The following is a 15910-nucleotide window of genomic DNA, read 5'->3' as shown; positions in this document are numbered from 1 at the left end:
CACCGAGACCGCGGCGCCCCGGTCCCGTCGAGCGGCCTAGAGCTCTCGAGAGAAGGCGGCCGCCCGCTCGACCTGCTCGGCGGTGATGCGCTCCCCCGTGTACTTCTCGAACTGCCGGGCCGCCTGCAGGGCGGCAACAGCGGCACCGGTGACCACGGGAACACCCTGCGCTCGTGCGAGCCTGATGAGTGGGGTCTCCGCCGGGAAGGCGACGACGTCGAACACGAGTGCAGCGGCGGCCACCTGCTCCTCGCTGAACGACAGCACGGCCTCGTCTGCCCCGGTCATGCCCAGGGGCGTGACATTGACCAGCACGAAGGCACCTGGCTCGGGGTCGGCGCTCTGCCACCGGTACCCGTACTTCTCTGCGAGGGCGGTGCCGGCGATCTCATTGCGCGCGACGACGGTCAGATCGCCGAAGCCGGCGTCCCGGAACGCCGCGACGACGGCCTTCGCCATGCCACCGGCACCGCGCACGACCACCGGCAGCGTCGAGCTGATGACGTGCTCGGCGATGAGCTCGGCGATGGCCTCGTAGTCGGTGTTCGACGCGACGAGCCTGCCGCCGTCATTCACGATCGTGTTGACCGACTCGATAGCCAGGGCGGAAGGGTCGAGCTCGTCGACGAGCGCGATCACGGCTTCCTTGAAGGGCATCGACACGGAGCATCCGCGGATGCCGAGCGCGGTGACACCGCGGATCGCGCCCTCGATGTCATCCGTCGTGAAGGCCTTGTAGATGAAGTTGAGACCGAGCTCCTCGTAGAGGTAGTTGTGGAACCGCGTCCCCAGGTTCGACGGCCGCGCGGCGAGCGAGATGCAGAGGGTCATGTCCTTATTGAGAATCGGCATACGGCCAGTATCGCGGGTCGGCGCCGAGTGCGCCCCAGCAGCTGCCACGAACGCGGACAACCACAGCGATCAGACGGGCAGGTCGTCGAGGTGAGGGATGCGGCGGTTGCGCGCGAAGCTCGACGCGAGCCGGAGTCGTTGCTCAGTGCCCCCACTGGGATTCGAACCCAGAACACAAGGATTTTAAGTCCTCTGCCTCTGCCAGTTGGGCCATAGGGGCGTACACGTCGGGGCCGCCGCATCCGAAGATGTGACGGCCCCGACGAGGTCAGCTACTTGCTGTCGCCAGCAGGCGCCTTGGCCGAACGCGCGGCGGGCTTCGGAGCAGCCGATCCCGCTTCAGCGGCGACCTTCTCGGTCACCGTCTTGCCGCTGGTGTCAGCCGCAGGCTTCTCGGTCGAGGCGGCAGCCTTGTCGCCGCCGTGCTCGCTCGACGCGGGGAGCTTCTTCGGTGCATCCGCCTTGGCCTCGGGGGCTGCGGGGCGCGGACGCGAAGCGAACCGCTCGAAACCGGCGCGAGGCGTCTCGCGGGCGCTGAGCGAGACGAAGTCGCGGCCGAGCACGAAGTTGTTGATCCAGCCGGTGAGCACGCGGATCTTGCGCTCGACGGTCGGGATCGCCAGGTCGTGGTAGCCACGGTGGGCGAGCCAGGCGAGCACACCGGTCAGGGCGAAGGTGCCCGACTGGAATGCGCCCACGCCGATGCCGAGACCGGCAACCGCGCCCATGTTCTCGTGGTAGTAGTCCTTCGGCGTTCCGCCGCGGAGCGTCGCCACGAGGTTGGAGGCCATGAGCTTTCCCTGACGGACCGCGTGCTGGGCGTTCGGCACGCAGAAGCCGCCGACTCCACCACCGGAGAGGTCGGGGACCGCCGAGACGTCGCCGGCTGCCCAGGCGTCCTGGACGATGCCGTTGTCGCCCTCGACACGGAGGTCGGCGCGTGCCCGGAGGCGTCCGCGCTCGTCGACCGGGAGGTCGCTGTTGCTCTTGATGATCGGAGCTGCCATGACACCGGCGGTCCAGACGATGACATCGGTGGGGAACTTGTCGCCAGCCGAGGTCTCGACGACGCCGTCGACCGCAGAGGTGACCTGCGTGTTGAGGTGCACGGTCGCGCCGCGCTCTGCGAGGTTCTTGATGACCCACAGTGCGGTGTCTTCCGACACCTCGGGCATGATGCGCCCGGCAGCCTCGATGAGGTGGAAGTGCACGTCATCGAACTGCAGCGACGGGTAGTCCTCCAGCAGCGCGGTCGCGAGCGAGCGCATCTCGGCGAACGACTCGATGCCGGCGAAGCCACCGCCGACGACGACGAATGTGAGGAGGCGCGTGCGCTCCGGGCCCGGGGCCATGGTCGACGCCTTGTTGAAGTTGTCGATCATCGTGTCGCGGATCCACGTGGCCTCTTCGACCGTCTTCACGCCGATGGCGTTGTCGGCGATGCCGGGGATCGGGAAGGTGCGCGAGACGGCGCCGGCGGTGACCACGATGATGTCGTAGTTGACCGTGTACGGCTCGCCGATCTGGGGCGTGATGGTCGCCGTCTTCGTGGCGTGGTCGATGTTCGTGACCTCAGCCGTGATGACGCGCGAGCGCTTGAGGTGGCGACGCAGCGAGACGACTGCGTGACGCGGCTCGATGTTGCCGCTGATGACCTCTGGGAGGAATGGCTGGTACGTCATGTACGGCAGCGGATCGACGACTGTGACCTGGGCTTCGCCCGGGTTCAGCTGCTTCTCGAGCTGCCACGCCGTGTAGAAGCCGGCGTAGCCTCCGCCAACGATGAGAATCTTAGTCACGTACTTGTACTCCCTGCATGCGATGGTTGGGCGAGGAAAACCTTGTCAAGTCTACTCCTGCGCGTCACGGGCGAGTGCATCGCCCGGGTTCGCGCACACGCAGCGCATCGGAGACCAGGTGGACAGCTCGAGCGCCCAGTCTCCGACGGGGTTCACTCCCGGCCCCGCGACCAGCGAATGGGCGGCCAGGGCGTGGAGGCACTTCACGCGCGTGGGCATGCCGCCGGCGGTGACACCGGCGATCTCCTCGACGACCTCGAGCGATTCGCGTTCGGCGAGGTAGCACTCGTGTGCGGCCAGGTAGGCGGCACGGAACTCCTCGTCGTCGCTCAATCGCTGCTGCATCTCCGGCATGATCTGCTCCGCCTCGATCTGCGACATCGCGATGGTCGCGGCGGGATGAGACAGGTAGTAGAGCGTGGGGAACGGCGTGCCGTCGGGCAGCCGTGGGCGCGTGACGACGACCGTCGGGTTGCCGCAGACGCACCGGGCGCCGATCCCGACGACACCCCGCATGGGGCGGCCGAGCTGCTCCCCCATGACCTCGAGGTCGCGTTCGCTGGCTACTGAGTACTCGAGCATTGGTCGCTTTCGGTTCTGCGGGCGGATGCGCTGGAGTGACGATCCGCGGGGGTCGATGTGCTTCGTGGTGCTAGTCGCCCGGGATGGGCGCGGGTGCCGGCGCGGTGCCGGCGGTCACCATCGACTCGACGAAGCTGTCGAGCCAGCTGGCCTGCGTCTCGTGGAGCTCGGTGCTGATGTTGCTCTGCTGCTGCTTGTTGGTGGCGGGCGGGTCGAGCACGAGGTAGCTCGTGTCGCCGGGCATGACGAACAAGAGGCGTCCGCGGGCCTGCGACTGGATGTAGGCGGGGTCGCTCCACCTGTCGCGTTCCGTGGCGATCTCATCCACGCTCTGCTGCGTCTCGGTCAGCTCGGCCTGCAGCTGCGCGACGTACTGCCGCTGCGCGATGTAGCGCTGCGCGGTGGGTGCCAGCACCGCGATGCCGAGGATCACGACGAGTGCCACGAGCACGGTCGCGCCGTTCGGGCGCACGGTCGGGATACGACGCCGTTGTTTCGACGGCCCGCTCGACGACTGCGCGCGAGGCGACGACGACGGCTTGGAGCGGGACCTCGACTTCGAGGGAGAGGCCTTCGAGGGCGTGGCCTTCGACGGGGTGGACTTCGACGAGCCCTTCGCCGCAGCCTTGGCTGGGGTGCCGCCCTTCGGAGTGGCGCTCCCGCTCGACTTCGCGTTCGCGTTCGGCCTCGACGGAGCGCGCGGCGTGGCCTTCGACTCGGCTCCCCCGCTCCGGCCCGAGCTCGACTTTCCCGTCGACTTCGCCATGCGCATCCCCCTCCCGTGTCGGCTTCCCATCATGCCGAACGGGCCGGGGACTTGCCCCGACCCGTTCGTGTGTCGCGCTGATCAGCGCGGCGGTGAGCCGCGTCGACCGACCCGAATCCCTATGCCTTGTGGCGGGGGAAGGCGCTGCGGCCTGCGTAGACGGCTGCGTCGCCGAGCTCTTCCTCGATGCGGAGGAGCTCGTTGTACTTCGCGACGCGGTCGGTGCGGGCAGGCGCACCCGTCTTGATCTGGCCGGAGTTCGTGGCGACCGCGAGGTGCGCGATCGTCGCATCCTCGGTCTCGCCCGAACGGTGCGACAGGATCGCCGTGTAGCCGGCGCGCTGCGCGAGCGAGACAGCGTCGAGCGTCTCGGTGAGCGTGCCGATCTGGTTGACCTTCACGAGGAGCGAGTTCGCTGCGCCCTCCGTGATGCCGCGCTGGAGGCGCTCCGGGTTGGTGACGAACAGGTCGTCGCCGACGATCTGCACCTTGGCGCCGATGGCGGCCGTGAGGGCCTGGTAGCCGGACCAGTCGTCCTCGTCCAGCGGGTCCTCGATCGTGACGATCGGGTAGTCGGCGACGAGCTTCTCGTAGAAGGACGTCATCTCCTCAGCCGAGACCTCAGCACCCTCGAAGTGGTACTTGCCGTCCTTGAAGAACTCGCTCGAGGCGACGTCCATGCCGAGCACGATGTCGGTGCCGAGCTCGTACTTCGTCGCGCCGATGGCCTCGACGATGAGGTCGAGTGCCGCACGCGTGTTCGGCAGGTCGGGAGCGAAGCCGCCCTCGTCGCCGAGCCCCGTCGCGTAGCCCTTGGAGTGCAGGGTCTTCTTGAGCTGGTGGTACACCTCGGTGCCCCAGCGAAGCGCCTCGCTGAAGGTCTCTGCACCGATGGGGAGAATCATGAACTCCTGCACGTCGATGCCGTTGTCAGCGTGCGCGCCACCGTTGATGATGTTCATCATCGGCACGGGGAGCACGTGAGCGTTGGGGCCGCCGACGTAGCGGAAGAGCGGGAGGCCAGCCGAGTCGGCTGCTGCCTTCGCGACTGCGAGGCTCACGCCGAGGATGGCGTTCGCGCCGAGGCGCTTCTTGTTGGGGGTGCCGTCGAGCTCCTTGAGCTCCTCGTCGACAAGACGCTGGTCGCTGGCGTCGAAGAACTCGATGGCGGGGTCGATCTCGTCGATGACCGCCTCGACGGCCTTCTGGACGCCCTTGCCGAGGTAGCGGTCGGCGTCGCCGTCGCGCAGCTCGAAGGCTTCGAAGGCGCCGGTGGATGCGCCGGACGGCACAGCCGCGCGGCCGGTCGATCCGTCATCGAGCAGAACCTCGACCTCGACGGTTGGGTTGCCTCGGGAATCGAGGATCTCGCGGGCGTGGACGACGTCAATAAGGGCCACAGGATGCTCCTTGCGAATCAGTAGCGTACGGACCGCCAGAGACGCGGTCCTTCGTCAGTGTATCGGGGTCGGCGGAACGGGCGGATGAACTCTTCAGCTCAAGACCGACCTCAGCCCAGGAACTCGAACGAGAGTGTGCTCGGGTCCGCGATGTGCTCATCGCGCACATGGGCGTACTCGGTGAACGATGCCTCTTTGAGCGACTCCAGGGTCCCCCGAAGATTCTTCGGCTTGCGCACGACTCGCACCCGGGAGACGTTCCCCCTCAACACGTGCCCCTTTACTCGGGCGATGTCGGCCACGCTTGCTCGCTTGTCGAAGAGCAGAGCAACGGCATGCGCATCCCCCTCATCTGGGAACGAAGCGAGGTCGACGATGCGCTCGAAGCCGATCGAGAACCCGCACGCCGGCACATCCTGACCGAGGAAACGGCCGATCATGCCGTCGTAGCGTCCGCCACCCCCGACCGAGGATCCCGACTCCGGGTGCGCCGCCTCGAAGATCGTGCCCGTGTAGTAGCCCATGCCACGCACGAGGCTCGGGTCGAACACGAGCCGAATGGATGCGCCCGCCGCGAAGGCCGCATCCGCGATCTCGACCAGGCCCTCGACGACCTCGACGACGGCCGGGTCCTCCCGGAGCGCACCGGGCAGGCTCGTGAGGACCGTCTCGCGATCGAGACGGATGCCGGTCTCCAGCAGGGGCGCCCACGTGGCGAGCGCCGCCGCGAGCTGCAGCGCGGCCGTCGCGTTGAGCGTCGCGAGCTCAGCCGCCACTCCCTCTGGCCCGATCTTGTCGAGCTTGTCGATCGTGATGAGTGCGGCGCCGTGCTCGGATTCCGCGAATCCGCAGTGCACGAGCAGAGCGGTGAGCAGGCGCCGGTCGTTGACGCGGATCGTGCAGTTGTCGAGGCCGAGCTCGACAAGCGCGGCCGACGACGCCACCAGCAGCTCGACCTCGGCGAGCGCACCCGGCTCGCCGATGATGTCGATGTCGCACTGCACGAACTGCCGGTAACGACCCTTCTGCGGGCGCTCGGCGCGCCAGACCGGCGCCATCTGCAGGCTGCGGAACACCCCAGGCAGGGTTCCGCGGTGCGTGGCGACGAACCGCGCGAGCGGCACCGTCAGGTCGAAGCGCAGGCCCAGATCGCTCAGCGCGAGGGGGTCTCCGGCCTCGGCGGCAGCAGCAAGGGCCTCGCCGTCGAGCGCACGCTTCATGACGGCGAAGGACAGCTTCTCGTTATCGCCGCCGAGCCCCGAGTGCAGTCGCGCGGCGTCCTCCACGACCGGCGTCTCGATCTCATCGAAGCCGTGCCTCGTGTACACCTCGCGGATCGTCCCGAGGATGCGCTCGCGCCTGCGCTTGTCTGCCGGAAGGAAATCGCGCATGCCACGAGGCGGAGTGATCTGAGAAGCCATTGCACTATTCTCGCAGGATGATCGCATGCGACGGATTCGGGGGCGCCGCGTGACCGGCCAGCTCCCCCTCATCGGTGCGGCTCAGGGCAGACGCATCGCGCTCGCGGCCCAGGGGTTCGGCGGGCGGAAGGCCGCGACCGAAGCCGGAACGCGGCAGCTGGGCTCGCTGCTCTCGCGCATCCACCTGCTGCAGATCGACTCCGTGAACGTGTGGGAGCGCAGCCACTACATGCCCGTCTTCTCTCGACTGGGCGGCTACGACAAGGCAGCACTCGACCGTCTCGCGTCCGGTCGCCAACCGCGCCTCACGGAATACTGGGCCCACGAAGCGGCGCTGCTCCCCGTCTCATCACTGCCGCTCTTCGGGTGGCGGATGCGCGACAAAGAGGAACGAGACCGCCGCAAGAACGCAGAGTTCCTCGAGGGCCACGCCGCGACGATCGCGTGGCTGCGTGCCGAACTCCTCGAGCGAGGCCCGCTCGCCGCCAGCGAGTTCGACCACGAGGCCAACAAGCGGCGCGGCTCCTGGTGGGAGTGGTCGGACGTCAAGATCGTGCTCGAGCACCTCTTCCGCTGGGGCGAGCTCGCATCAGCACCCCGGAAGGGCTTCGAGCGGCGCTACGCGCTGCCGGAGCAGGTGCTGCCGCCCGAGGTGCTCGGCGCCGAGGTGAGCACGCGCGACGCGGTCCGTGCGCTCACCGGCATGGCCGCCGCCGCCCACGGCATCGGCACCACGGCCGACCTGGCCGACTACTTCCGCGTGCCGATGGCGCTCACGAAGACGGCGCTCGAAGAGCTCTCCGACTCCGGCGAGGTCCTGCCCGTCCGAGTCGCCGAGTGGGGCAAGGACGGTCAGTCGGGAACGGCGTGGCTGCATCGCGACGCGAGGCGGCCACGCGCGATGGACGCGGCAGCGCTCCTCTCGCCCTTCGACCCCGTCGTCTGGTTCCGACCGAGAGCCGAGCGGATGCACGACTTCCGCTACCGCATCGAGATCTACACACCCGCCGAGAAGCGGGTCTACGGCTATTACTCCCTGCCGATCCTGCTCGGCGACGCGGTGGTCGGCCGCGTCGACCTGAAGAACGACCGGCAGTCGCGCATCCTGCGCGTGCAATCGGCATGGAGCGAGGCGGATGCGCCCGCCGACATCGCCGAACGCACCGCCGTGCTGCTGCGCGATGCCGCCGCCTGGCAGCACCTCGACGACGTCGTCGTGGCCGACCGCGGCAATCTCGCCCGCGACCTGGGCGGCGCGCTCACGTCGACGAGCTGACGCAACGCCGCGGCCGGCCTTCCCGCCCTGCGGCCTGCCTGCCTGCGGCCTGCCTGCCTGCCTGCCTGCCGGCCTGCCGGCCTGCCGGCCTGGTCGAACGCTGCCCTGCGATTCGCCCTCCAAGCCTTGCCCCGGAGGGGTATTCAACGGGCAGCGATCACGCAGGTGAGCGGTCTCGCGCTTCAGCTTCGGCTTCGGCTTCGGCTTCGGCTTCGGTTTCGGTTTCGGTTTCGGCCGAGCGGATGCGCGCCTCGAGTTCGCGGTTGGCGAGCCGCATCGCACGCTCGGCGTCGAGCCCCCGTGCATCCGCGTCGCGCACGAGCGCCAGCAGCGTCCGCCCCAGCGTCAGTTCCTCGTCAGGCGCGTCCCCGGTGGCTGCGCCCTCCTCTCCCACCCCGGGTTTCGGGATGGCTTCCACGCTTCCGGATGGCTTGCTTTCCATCCCGAAGCGCCCAACCCATCCCGAATCGCTGGGCGAGGCGGCGGCCGCACCGAGCTGGCGCTCCTTGCCGAGCAGCTTCTGCGCGAGCGCAAGCGCCGACATCCCTCGGGGCACGCCGTCGAGCACACTCGTGCGGTCGCGCTTCTCGACGGCCTTGGCCTCCTGCCAGAGGCGGATGATCTCGTCGATGTCGCGGGTGGGCGTCGACCCGAAGACGTGCGGGTTCCGGCGCACGAGCTTGTCGGCCTGCTCACGCGCGACGTCCTCGAGCGTGAAGGCGCCCTGCGCCCGCTGGGCGGCGATGTCCGAGTGGAAGAGCACCTGGAAGAGCACGTCGCCGAGCTCCTCGCGGATATCGGTGGGGTCGTCGCTCTCGAGCGCCTCGACGAGCTCCGCGGACTCCTCCGTGAGGTACTTCACGAGCGTTGCGTGGGTCTGCTCCTCGTACCAGGCGCATCCGGCGTCTCCGCGGAACGCCTCCACGACGCTGAGCAGCCGGAGCAGCTCGGGACGATCGCTCGCGTCCCCCACGGCTACTTGGCCTCCGTGTCGCTCGGAACCTCGACGACCTCGTCCTCCACCTCGAAGATGGCCTTGAGGATGCTGCGCACCCAGATGAGCATCTCCTCGTCGCTCGGCGGGTTGCCGTCGCGACCCTCGAGGATGGGGATCGCGAGCGAGCTCGTGGCATCGACGATCTTCGACCCCGGATACATGCGCCGCAGGCGCATCTGCTTGGAGTCGCTCAGCTCGGCGGGTCCGATGCGCAGCGTCTTGCCGAACACGACGAGCTCGCCGAGGCCAGCCTTGACGGCGAGGCGGCGCAGCTTCGAGACCTCGATGAGGCGCTGCACCTCGATGGGCGGCTCGCCGTAGCGGTCCTGCAGCTCCTCGAGGACGAGCCCGATCTGGCCCGGCTTCGCGTTGGGGCTGGAGGCACTCGACAGCTTCTGGTAGGCCTCGAGGCGCAGTCGCTCACTCGCGACGTAGTCCTCGGGCACGCGGGCATCCACGGGGATCTCGAGCCGCAGCTCCGTCTGCCCCTCGGCGACCTCGCCGCGGAAGGTGTTGACGGCCTCGCCGATCATGCGCAGGTACAGATCGAAGCCGACGCCGGCGATGTGGCCGGACTGCTCGCCGCCGAGCAGGTTTCCCGCGCCGCGGATCTCGAGGTCCTTGAGGGCCACCTGCATGCCGGAGCCGAGCTCGTTGTTGGCCGCGATCGTCTCGAGGCGGTCGGTCGCGGTCTCCGTGAGCGGGCGCGTTCCGTCGTATAGCAGGTAGGCGTAGGCGCGCTCGCGTCCACGACCCACACGTCCGCGCAGCTGGTGCAGCTGGCTGAGCCCGTAGCGCTCGGCGTCGTCGATGATGAGCGTGTTCGCGTTGGCGATGTCGAGGCCGGTCTCGACGATGGTGGTCGAGACGAGCACGTCGAACTTGCGTTCCCAGAAGTCGACGATGATCTGCTCGAGCCGCGCTTCGCTGAGCTTGCCGTGCGCGACCGCGACCCGCGCTTCCGGCACCAACTCGGCGATCTCCGCCGCCACCCGGTTGATGGATGCGGTGCGGTTGTGCACGTAGAACACCTGCCCCTCGCGCAGCAGCTCGCGGCGGATCGCGGCGGCGACCTGCCGCTCGGACTTCGCGCCCACGAACGTGAGGATCGGGTGCCGGTCTTCTGGTGGGGTCGCGAGGGTCGACATCTCGCGGATCCCCGTCACCGCCATCTCGAGCGTCCGAGGGATGGGCGTCGCGCTCATCGCGAGGATGTCGACGTTGGCCTTCAGCTTCTTGAGGGCGTCCTTGTGCTCGACGCCGAACCGCTGCTCCTCATCGATGACGATGAGGCCGACGTCCTTGTACGCGATGGTGTCGGTGAGGAGGCGATGCGTTCCGATGACGATGTCGACGGAGCCGTCGGCGAGGCCGCGGATCGTCTCCTCCGACTCCTTCTTCGACTGGAACCGGCTGAGGGGCTTGATGGTGACGGGGAAACCCGCCATCCGCTCCGAGAAGGTCTCGTGGTGCTGGCGGACGAGCAGCGTCGTCGGCACGAGGATGACGACCTGCTTGCCGTCCTGCACCGCCTTGAACGCGGCACGCACGGCGACCTCGGTCTTGCCGAAGCCCACGTCGCCCGAGACGAGGCGGTCCATGGGGATGGGTCGCTCCATGTCGCGCTTGATCTCGTCGACGGTCTGCAGCTGGTCGGGCGTCTCCACGAACGGGAACGCCTCCTCGAGCTCATGCTGCCAGGGCGTGTCGGGCCCGAACGCGTACCCCTTCGAGGCCATGCGGGTGCTGTAGAGCTTCACGAGCTCCACGGCGATGTCGCGCACGGCCTTGCGGGCCTTGCCCTTCGCGGCCGACCAGTCGGAGCCGCCCATCTTCGAGAGGGCGGGCGCCTCGCCGCCGACGTACTTCGTGAGCTGGTCGAGCTGCTCGGTCGGGATGAACAGCTTGTCACCCGGCTTGCCGCGTTTGGACGGCGCGTACTCGATGAGGAGGTACTCGCGCACGGTCTTGGGGGCGTTCCTGCCGCCCGCCTGGACCTCTCGCTGGCGCAGCTCGATGAACTTGCCGATGCCGTGCGTCTCGTGCACGACGAAGTCACCGGCTTTGAGCTGCAGCGGGTCGACGACCGAGTTGGCGCGTCGTCTGGCGAGCTTCTTCGGCTGGCGCGAGTCGTATCCGACGGCGCGTCCGAAGAAGTCGGTCTCGGTGACGAGCGCGAGCTTCTGGCCTGGCACCTGGACGCCCGTGGAGACGGGTGACTGGGTGAGGTAGGCGACGCCCGTCTCGAGCTCGTCGGGCAGCTCGTCGACGAGCCTCGCAGCATCGCCATGCTCGGAGAGCAGCTGGCTGGCACGCTCCACGAGGCCGGGCCCCTGGCTCGTGACGACGACGCGCCAGCCCTCCTTGAGGAGCGCCGAGACGTGCTCGATCGCGCCGTCGGCGTTGCCGGCGAAGCTGGGCACCGCGTCGCCCTCGATCTTCACGGCGAGGATCTCGCTCGCGTCGAGCTGCTCCTCCGGGATCTCCAGTGACTGGAACGGCGAGAGCGACCACCACGGCCGGGCGCCGCGAGCGTCGCGGAGGCCGGAGACGCTGAGGAAGTCGCCGGAGCTGAGGTCGATGGGGGCATCTGCACCGGCGGTCGCGGCACTCCAGGCGGCCTCGAGGAACTCGTGGTTCGTCTCGGAGAGGTGCACGGCGCGCGTTGCGACGCGTTCGGGTGAGAGCACCGCCATGGCGGCGTCCTCCGGCAGGTAGCTCGTGATCGGGACGAGCTCGCTCACGAGCGCAGGGGCGAGCGATTCCATGCCCTCGGACGGGATGCCCTCGGCGATCTTCGCGAGCATCTGCTGCAGGTTCGGGAACTCGTGCTGCATCTCGCGTGCGCGCTGGCGCACGCTCTCGGTGAGCAGCAGCTCGCGCGCCGGGGTGATGAGCGCCTCGGTGACCTCGGACTCGAGCGAGCGCTGATCCGCGACCGAGAACACGCGGATCTCGTCGACCTCGTCGCCAAAGAAGTCGATGCGGAGGGCGTGCGACGCATCCGGTGGGAACACGTCGAGGATCCCGCCGCGGACGGCGAACTCGCCTCGTCGCGTGACCATGTCGACCCGCGAGTAGGCGAGGTCGACGAGCTGCAGGGCGAGGCTCGAGAGGTCGTTGCCACGAGAGCCGCGCTCGAGGCGGATGGTCGTGGCCGCGTCGAGACCGGGCAGCAGCGGCTGGAGGGCGGCGCGCACGGAGGCGAGCAGCACGAACGGCGCGGTGCGCTCCCCCGCCTTCCAGTCGGTGAGCTCGCGCATGGCACGAAGTCGGCGGCCGGTGGTCTCGACGGAGGGGCTCAGCCGCTCATGCGGGAGCGTCTCCCACGCCGGGAACTCCGCGATGTGCGCATCCGGCACGAACGTCTGCAGGTCGGCGCCGAACTGCTCGGTCTCACGGCTCGTCGCGGTGAGCACGAACAGCATCGGGGCGGCGCCGAGCTCGGTCTGGCGTGCGGCGAGGAGGTTCGCGATGAGCGGGGCCCTTGCCCCATCGACGAGCGAGAAGTCGGTGTCGCGACCGGCGCGCCCCATGGCGCGCTCGAAGGAAGGGGTGGACTGGATGGAGCGTACGAAGCCGTGCAGAGTCACTCGGGGAATTGTACGCGCCGAGGGGAAGATACTTCCTACAGTCCCCAGGCTCTCTTCTGCGCTGAGAGCGAGCTACGCGAGTTCTGCCGATTCGAGCAGCACGGTGAACGGTCCGTCGTTGACGCTCGCGACCTTCATCATGGCGCCGAACTCACCGGTCTCCACGCGCACTCCACCGGCGCGGAGGTCCGAGACGAAGGCCTCGACCAGCGGCTCGGAATGCTCGCGACCACTCGCGAGCGACCAGGACGGGCGCCGCCCCTTGCGCGCATCCCCGTACAGCGTGAACTGGCTGACGACGAGCAGCGGCGAGCCCGTATCGACGACGGACTTCTCGTCGTTCAGGATGCGCAGCCCGAGCAGCTTGCGGGCGAGCTTGGCTGCATCCGCCGGGGTATCCGCGTGGGTCACGCCGACGAGGATGAGGAGCCCGGCCTCGTCGATGCGGCCGACCGTGCGATCGCCGACCGTGACGGTCGCCTCGGTGACGCGCTGGACGACGAGCTTCACGCGCCAGCTGCCGTGTGCACTCGAAGTTGCGCGGCTTGCATGCCCTCGAGCGCGATGAGCTCGACCGCGTCTGCCGCGTCGCCGACGAGGACGGGGAGCACTTCCCGCTCGCTGCCCGCGAAGTCCTTCAGCACGAAGTCCGCGGCGTCCTGACGTCCGGGCGGGCGCCCGATGCCGACGCGCACACGCAGGTACCCGGGATCGCCCAGCGCCGCGCTGATGTCGCGCAGGCCGTTGTGACCGCCGTGGCCGCCGCCGACCTTGAGCTTCAACGTGTCGAAGGGCAGATCGAGCTCGTCGTGCACGACGACGACGTGGTCGACGTCGACCCCGTAGTAGTCGACGAGCTGCGAGACGGGGCCGCCCGAGGTGTTCATGTAGCCGTTCGACTTCGCCAGCACGAGCTTCGGGCCGCCGGGAGCCGTGCGCCCCTCCGCCACACGAGCGTTCGCCTTGGTGTGCCGCGAGAAGCTGGCCCCGATGCGCTTCGCGAGCTCATCCACGACGAACTGCCCGACGTTGTGACGGTTCTTCGCGTACTTCTCGCCGGGATTGCCGAGTCCGACGACGAGCCAGGTGTCTGCTGCCATGCTGCAAAGCCTTTCATGAGATGGGACGCGAAAGGCGGGCAGCCGAAGCCACCCGCCTTCCGACGATACGTCGAGTCAACGACGCCAGACGAGGAACTACTCGGCCGCGGCTGCTTCTTCCTCGGCGTCCTCGTCCTCGTCCTCGCCACGAGGCGTCTGGATCGAGACGAGAGCGACCTCTTCGGCGTCCTCAGCGAGGTCGACGAGAACGGTGCCCTCGGGGAGCTTGAGGTCTTCGCGGTGGATGAGCGTGCCATCCTCGAGGCCCTCGACCGAGACCTCGATGAAGCTCGGGATAGCCGTTGCGTCTGCGGCGACGAGGATCGTCGTCGCGTCCTGGACGGCGATCGTGCCCGGGAAGGGCTCGCCGATGAGGTGCAGCGGCACGTCGACCTCGACGCGCTCGCCCTTGCGGATGACCGCGAGGTCGAGGTGCTCGATGATCTGGCGCACCGGGTCGCGCTGGACGTCGCGGACGAGCGCGAGCTGCTTGTCACCCTCGATGTCGAGCTCGATGAGCGCGTTCGCCTTGCGGATGAGCAGCATCGTCTCGTGACCCGGGAGGGTCAGGTGGCGGGGCTCGGTGCCGTGGCCGTAGAGGACCGCGGGGATCTTGCCGGCAGCACGGATCTTGCGCGCTGCACCCTTGCCGAACGATTCGCGCAGTTCGACACTGAGCTTGTTGGTCTCTGCCATGTTGTCTCCTTGATGGTGGTTCTCGACAGACTGAGGAAGCGTGTGGAGGCCCATTCAAGGACACATCACCGCGTCGATCACGGGCCTTACGGCCCCTCGCCGAAGTTCAGCCCCCCACTTTACGCCATGACGGGCGCCGCGTGGGGCCGTTCCTCGAAACCGCCGGAACGAGCTGCCGCTAGAAGCCGACGGCCTTGCGCCAGCCGTGGCGCCTGGCGCTGCTGACAGCAGCTCCTGCGCCCAGCATCGCGAACCCGAAGACGACGAGCTCGGCGGCGAGCAGCGAGACCGCCATGCCGGATGCCGGACCCGCGAACAGCTGGAACGTCGAGAGCTCCTCCTGCCAGAGGGGAGCCGCGACGAGCGCGGCCGTGATCTGCGCGTGCAGCAGGAAGCAGCCGAGCCCCGCGAGCACCGAAAGTGCCCCGGAGACGACCGAGCCCGTGCCGGACAGGCGCATCGTGAGGGCCATGAGGAAGAAGCCGACGGCCGCGAGCATCGTGACGAGCATCGTCCACACTGGCGAGACACCGACGCCGTCGCCGAGGAAGCTGCCCGCCGATGACGAGACGCCCGAGACGATGATCAGCACGGGGATGGCGCTGAACGCGACCACGCAGATCACGTAGAGCGGGACGGCGAGGAAGACCGAGCCGATGCGCGCCCACACGTTCGGGCTCGCCGACTCGCGGGCGCGGCCGCTTCGCGCCTCGCTGCCACGCGCATCCGCGAGACCGGACTGCTGACCGGCTCGCGGCGACCGAGCCGCTGCTGCCGGACGACCAGGTGCCGCGGGCGCGGACGCGGGAGCCGGCGGCGGCGCCTGCTGCGGGATGACGCGGGTCGACTCGTCGCTTCCCTCGTACAGGCTGGATGACGACGCCCGAGAGGTGGACGGCGTCGCGCGAGTCCGCGGCATCGCCGTCGTGGGCTGCTCATCGGTGATGGCGTCGCCGTCATCGTCTGGGCGCCCGAAATCGTAGGCTCTCGTGCGGGCGTCATGGTCAGCCACTGGAGTGTCTCCTGTCTTGGTGCTCGCGGTCACGCATGCAGCCAGCTATCGTCCTGGCTGTGTGCCGAATCCGGCGCCGTTTCGTCATGTTCTGAAATGGTTGCCTCGCTCGTGCCACAAGTCAGGGTACGACTGCCCGTCGTGCAATACCGTGGAGTGTCCCGTGCATCGCCCTGGCGGGAGCTCGCATCCACTTTGAAAGAGACGCATCTATGACCACTGACGCTGCCCCCTCGATCTCCTCGGAAACCGGCTCGTCCCCAAGCGCGAACATCGGCGTCGTCGGCATGGCCGTCATGGGCTCCAACCTCGCACGCAACCTCGCGAGCCGCGAGGGCAACACCGTCGCCGTGTACAACCGCTCGCCCGAGCGCACCCGCACGCTCGTCGCGGAGCACCCCGAGGCCGGGTTCGTG

14 protein-coding genes and 1 tRNA gene are annotated in these 15910 nt (G+C 68.6%); 2 read left to right on the top strand and 13 right to left on the bottom strand.

Annotated features, from left to right (window positions below; all coding sequences use genetic code 11):
• Positions 1-36: 36 nt before the first annotated feature.
• The 7 genes from C5E07_RS03925 to hisS form a co-directional block, all read right to left on the bottom strand.
• Positions 37-852, bottom strand: a complete 816-nt coding sequence (locus C5E07_RS03925) for a shikimate 5-dehydrogenase (protein WP_104298524.1) — start codon at positions 850-852, stop codon at positions 37-39.
• Between the two features lie 146 nt (positions 853-998).
• A tRNA-Leu gene (locus tag C5E07_RS03920) sits at positions 999-1072 on the bottom strand.
• 52 nt (positions 1073-1124) lie between these two features.
• Entirely contained in the window at positions 1125-2651 is a 1527-nt protein-coding gene (locus C5E07_RS03915) for an FAD-dependent oxidoreductase (RefSeq protein ID WP_104298523.1), read from the bottom strand.
• 51 nt (positions 2652-2702) lie between these two features.
• Positions 2703-3233: a DUF501 domain-containing protein gene (locus C5E07_RS03910; RefSeq protein ID WP_258063772.1), complete on the bottom strand. Its 531-nt coding sequence runs from the start codon at positions 3231-3233 to the stop codon at positions 2703-2705.
• A gap of 70 nt (positions 3234-3303) precedes the next feature.
• Positions 3304-3999 (bottom strand): septum formation initiator family protein, encoded by a 696-nt coding sequence (locus tag C5E07_RS03905; RefSeq protein ID WP_146080499.1) that lies wholly within the window; start codon positions 3997-3999, stop codon positions 3304-3306.
• Positions 4000-4118: 119 nt separating this feature from the next.
• Positions 4119-5399 (bottom strand): phosphopyruvate hydratase, encoded by a 1281-nt coding sequence (gene eno, locus C5E07_RS03900; protein WP_104241653.1) that lies wholly within the window; start codon positions 5397-5399, stop codon positions 4119-4121.
• Positions 5400-5509: 110 nt separating this feature from the next.
• Entirely contained in the window at positions 5510-6820 is a 1311-nt protein-coding gene (gene hisS, locus C5E07_RS03895) for a histidine--tRNA ligase (RefSeq protein ID WP_104298521.1), read from the bottom strand.
• Positions 6821-6845: 25 nt separating this feature from the next.
• On the opposite strand from hisS, the gene C5E07_RS03890 reads away from it, so the two are divergent.
• Positions 6846-8096, top strand: coding sequence for a winged helix-turn-helix domain-containing protein (locus tag C5E07_RS03890; RefSeq protein ID WP_104298520.1), 1251 nt, complete (start codon positions 6846-6848; stop codon positions 8094-8096).
• 157 nt (positions 8097-8253) lie between these two features.
• Here C5E07_RS03890 and C5E07_RS03885 read toward each other — a convergent pair whose 3' ends face one another.
• The 6 genes from C5E07_RS03885 to C5E07_RS03860 all read right to left on the bottom strand — a co-directional run bounded on the left by C5E07_RS03885 (position 8254) and on the right by C5E07_RS03860 (position 15494).
• Positions 8254-9069 carry a MazG nucleotide pyrophosphohydrolase domain-containing protein gene (locus C5E07_RS03885; RefSeq protein ID WP_219820060.1) on the bottom strand — a complete coding sequence of 272 codons (816 nt, stop codon included), beginning with the start codon at positions 9067-9069 and terminating at the stop codon, positions 8254-8256.
• Positions 9070-9071: 2 nt separating this feature from the next.
• Positions 9072-12686, bottom strand: coding sequence for a transcription-repair coupling factor (gene mfd / locus C5E07_RS03880; protein ID WP_374953185.1), 3615 nt, complete (start codon positions 12684-12686; stop codon positions 9072-9074).
• Between the two features lie 72 nt (positions 12687-12758).
• Entirely contained in the window at positions 12759-13196 is a 438-nt protein-coding gene (gene dtd / locus C5E07_RS03875) for a D-aminoacyl-tRNA deacylase (RefSeq protein ID WP_104298519.1), read from the bottom strand.
• The gene (gene pth, locus C5E07_RS03870) at positions 13193-13786 is read right to left on the bottom strand and encodes an aminoacyl-tRNA hydrolase (protein WP_104241658.1); all 594 of its coding nucleotides are present in this window, start codon (positions 13784-13786) and stop codon (positions 13193-13195) included. Before pth ends, dtd begins: the two co-directional genes overlap by 4 nt.
• Before the next feature lie 96 nt (positions 13787-13882).
• Positions 13883-14482: a 50S ribosomal protein L25/general stress protein Ctc gene (locus C5E07_RS03865; protein WP_104298518.1), complete on the bottom strand. Its 600-nt coding sequence runs from the start codon at positions 14480-14482 to the stop codon at positions 13883-13885.
• Positions 14483-14660: 178 nt separating this feature from the next.
• Positions 14661-15494 (bottom strand): hypothetical protein, encoded by an 834-nt coding sequence (locus C5E07_RS03860; RefSeq protein WP_104241660.1) that lies wholly within the window; start codon positions 15492-15494, stop codon positions 14661-14663.
• Positions 15495-15706: 212 nt separating this feature from the next.
• Here C5E07_RS03860 and C5E07_RS03855 point away from each other — a divergent pair.
• On the top strand, positions 15707-15910 hold a 204-nt coding region (locus tag C5E07_RS03855), incomplete at its 3' end, for an NAD(P)-binding domain-containing protein (RefSeq protein ID WP_258063771.1).

The organism is Pseudoclavibacter sp. RFBJ3 (assembly GCF_002931375.1).
In the GTDB taxonomy this organism is placed as follows: domain Bacteria; phylum Actinomycetota; class Actinomycetes; order Actinomycetales; family Microbacteriaceae; genus Pseudoclavibacter.
This window is presented reverse-complemented; position numbering and strand designations above follow the sequence as displayed.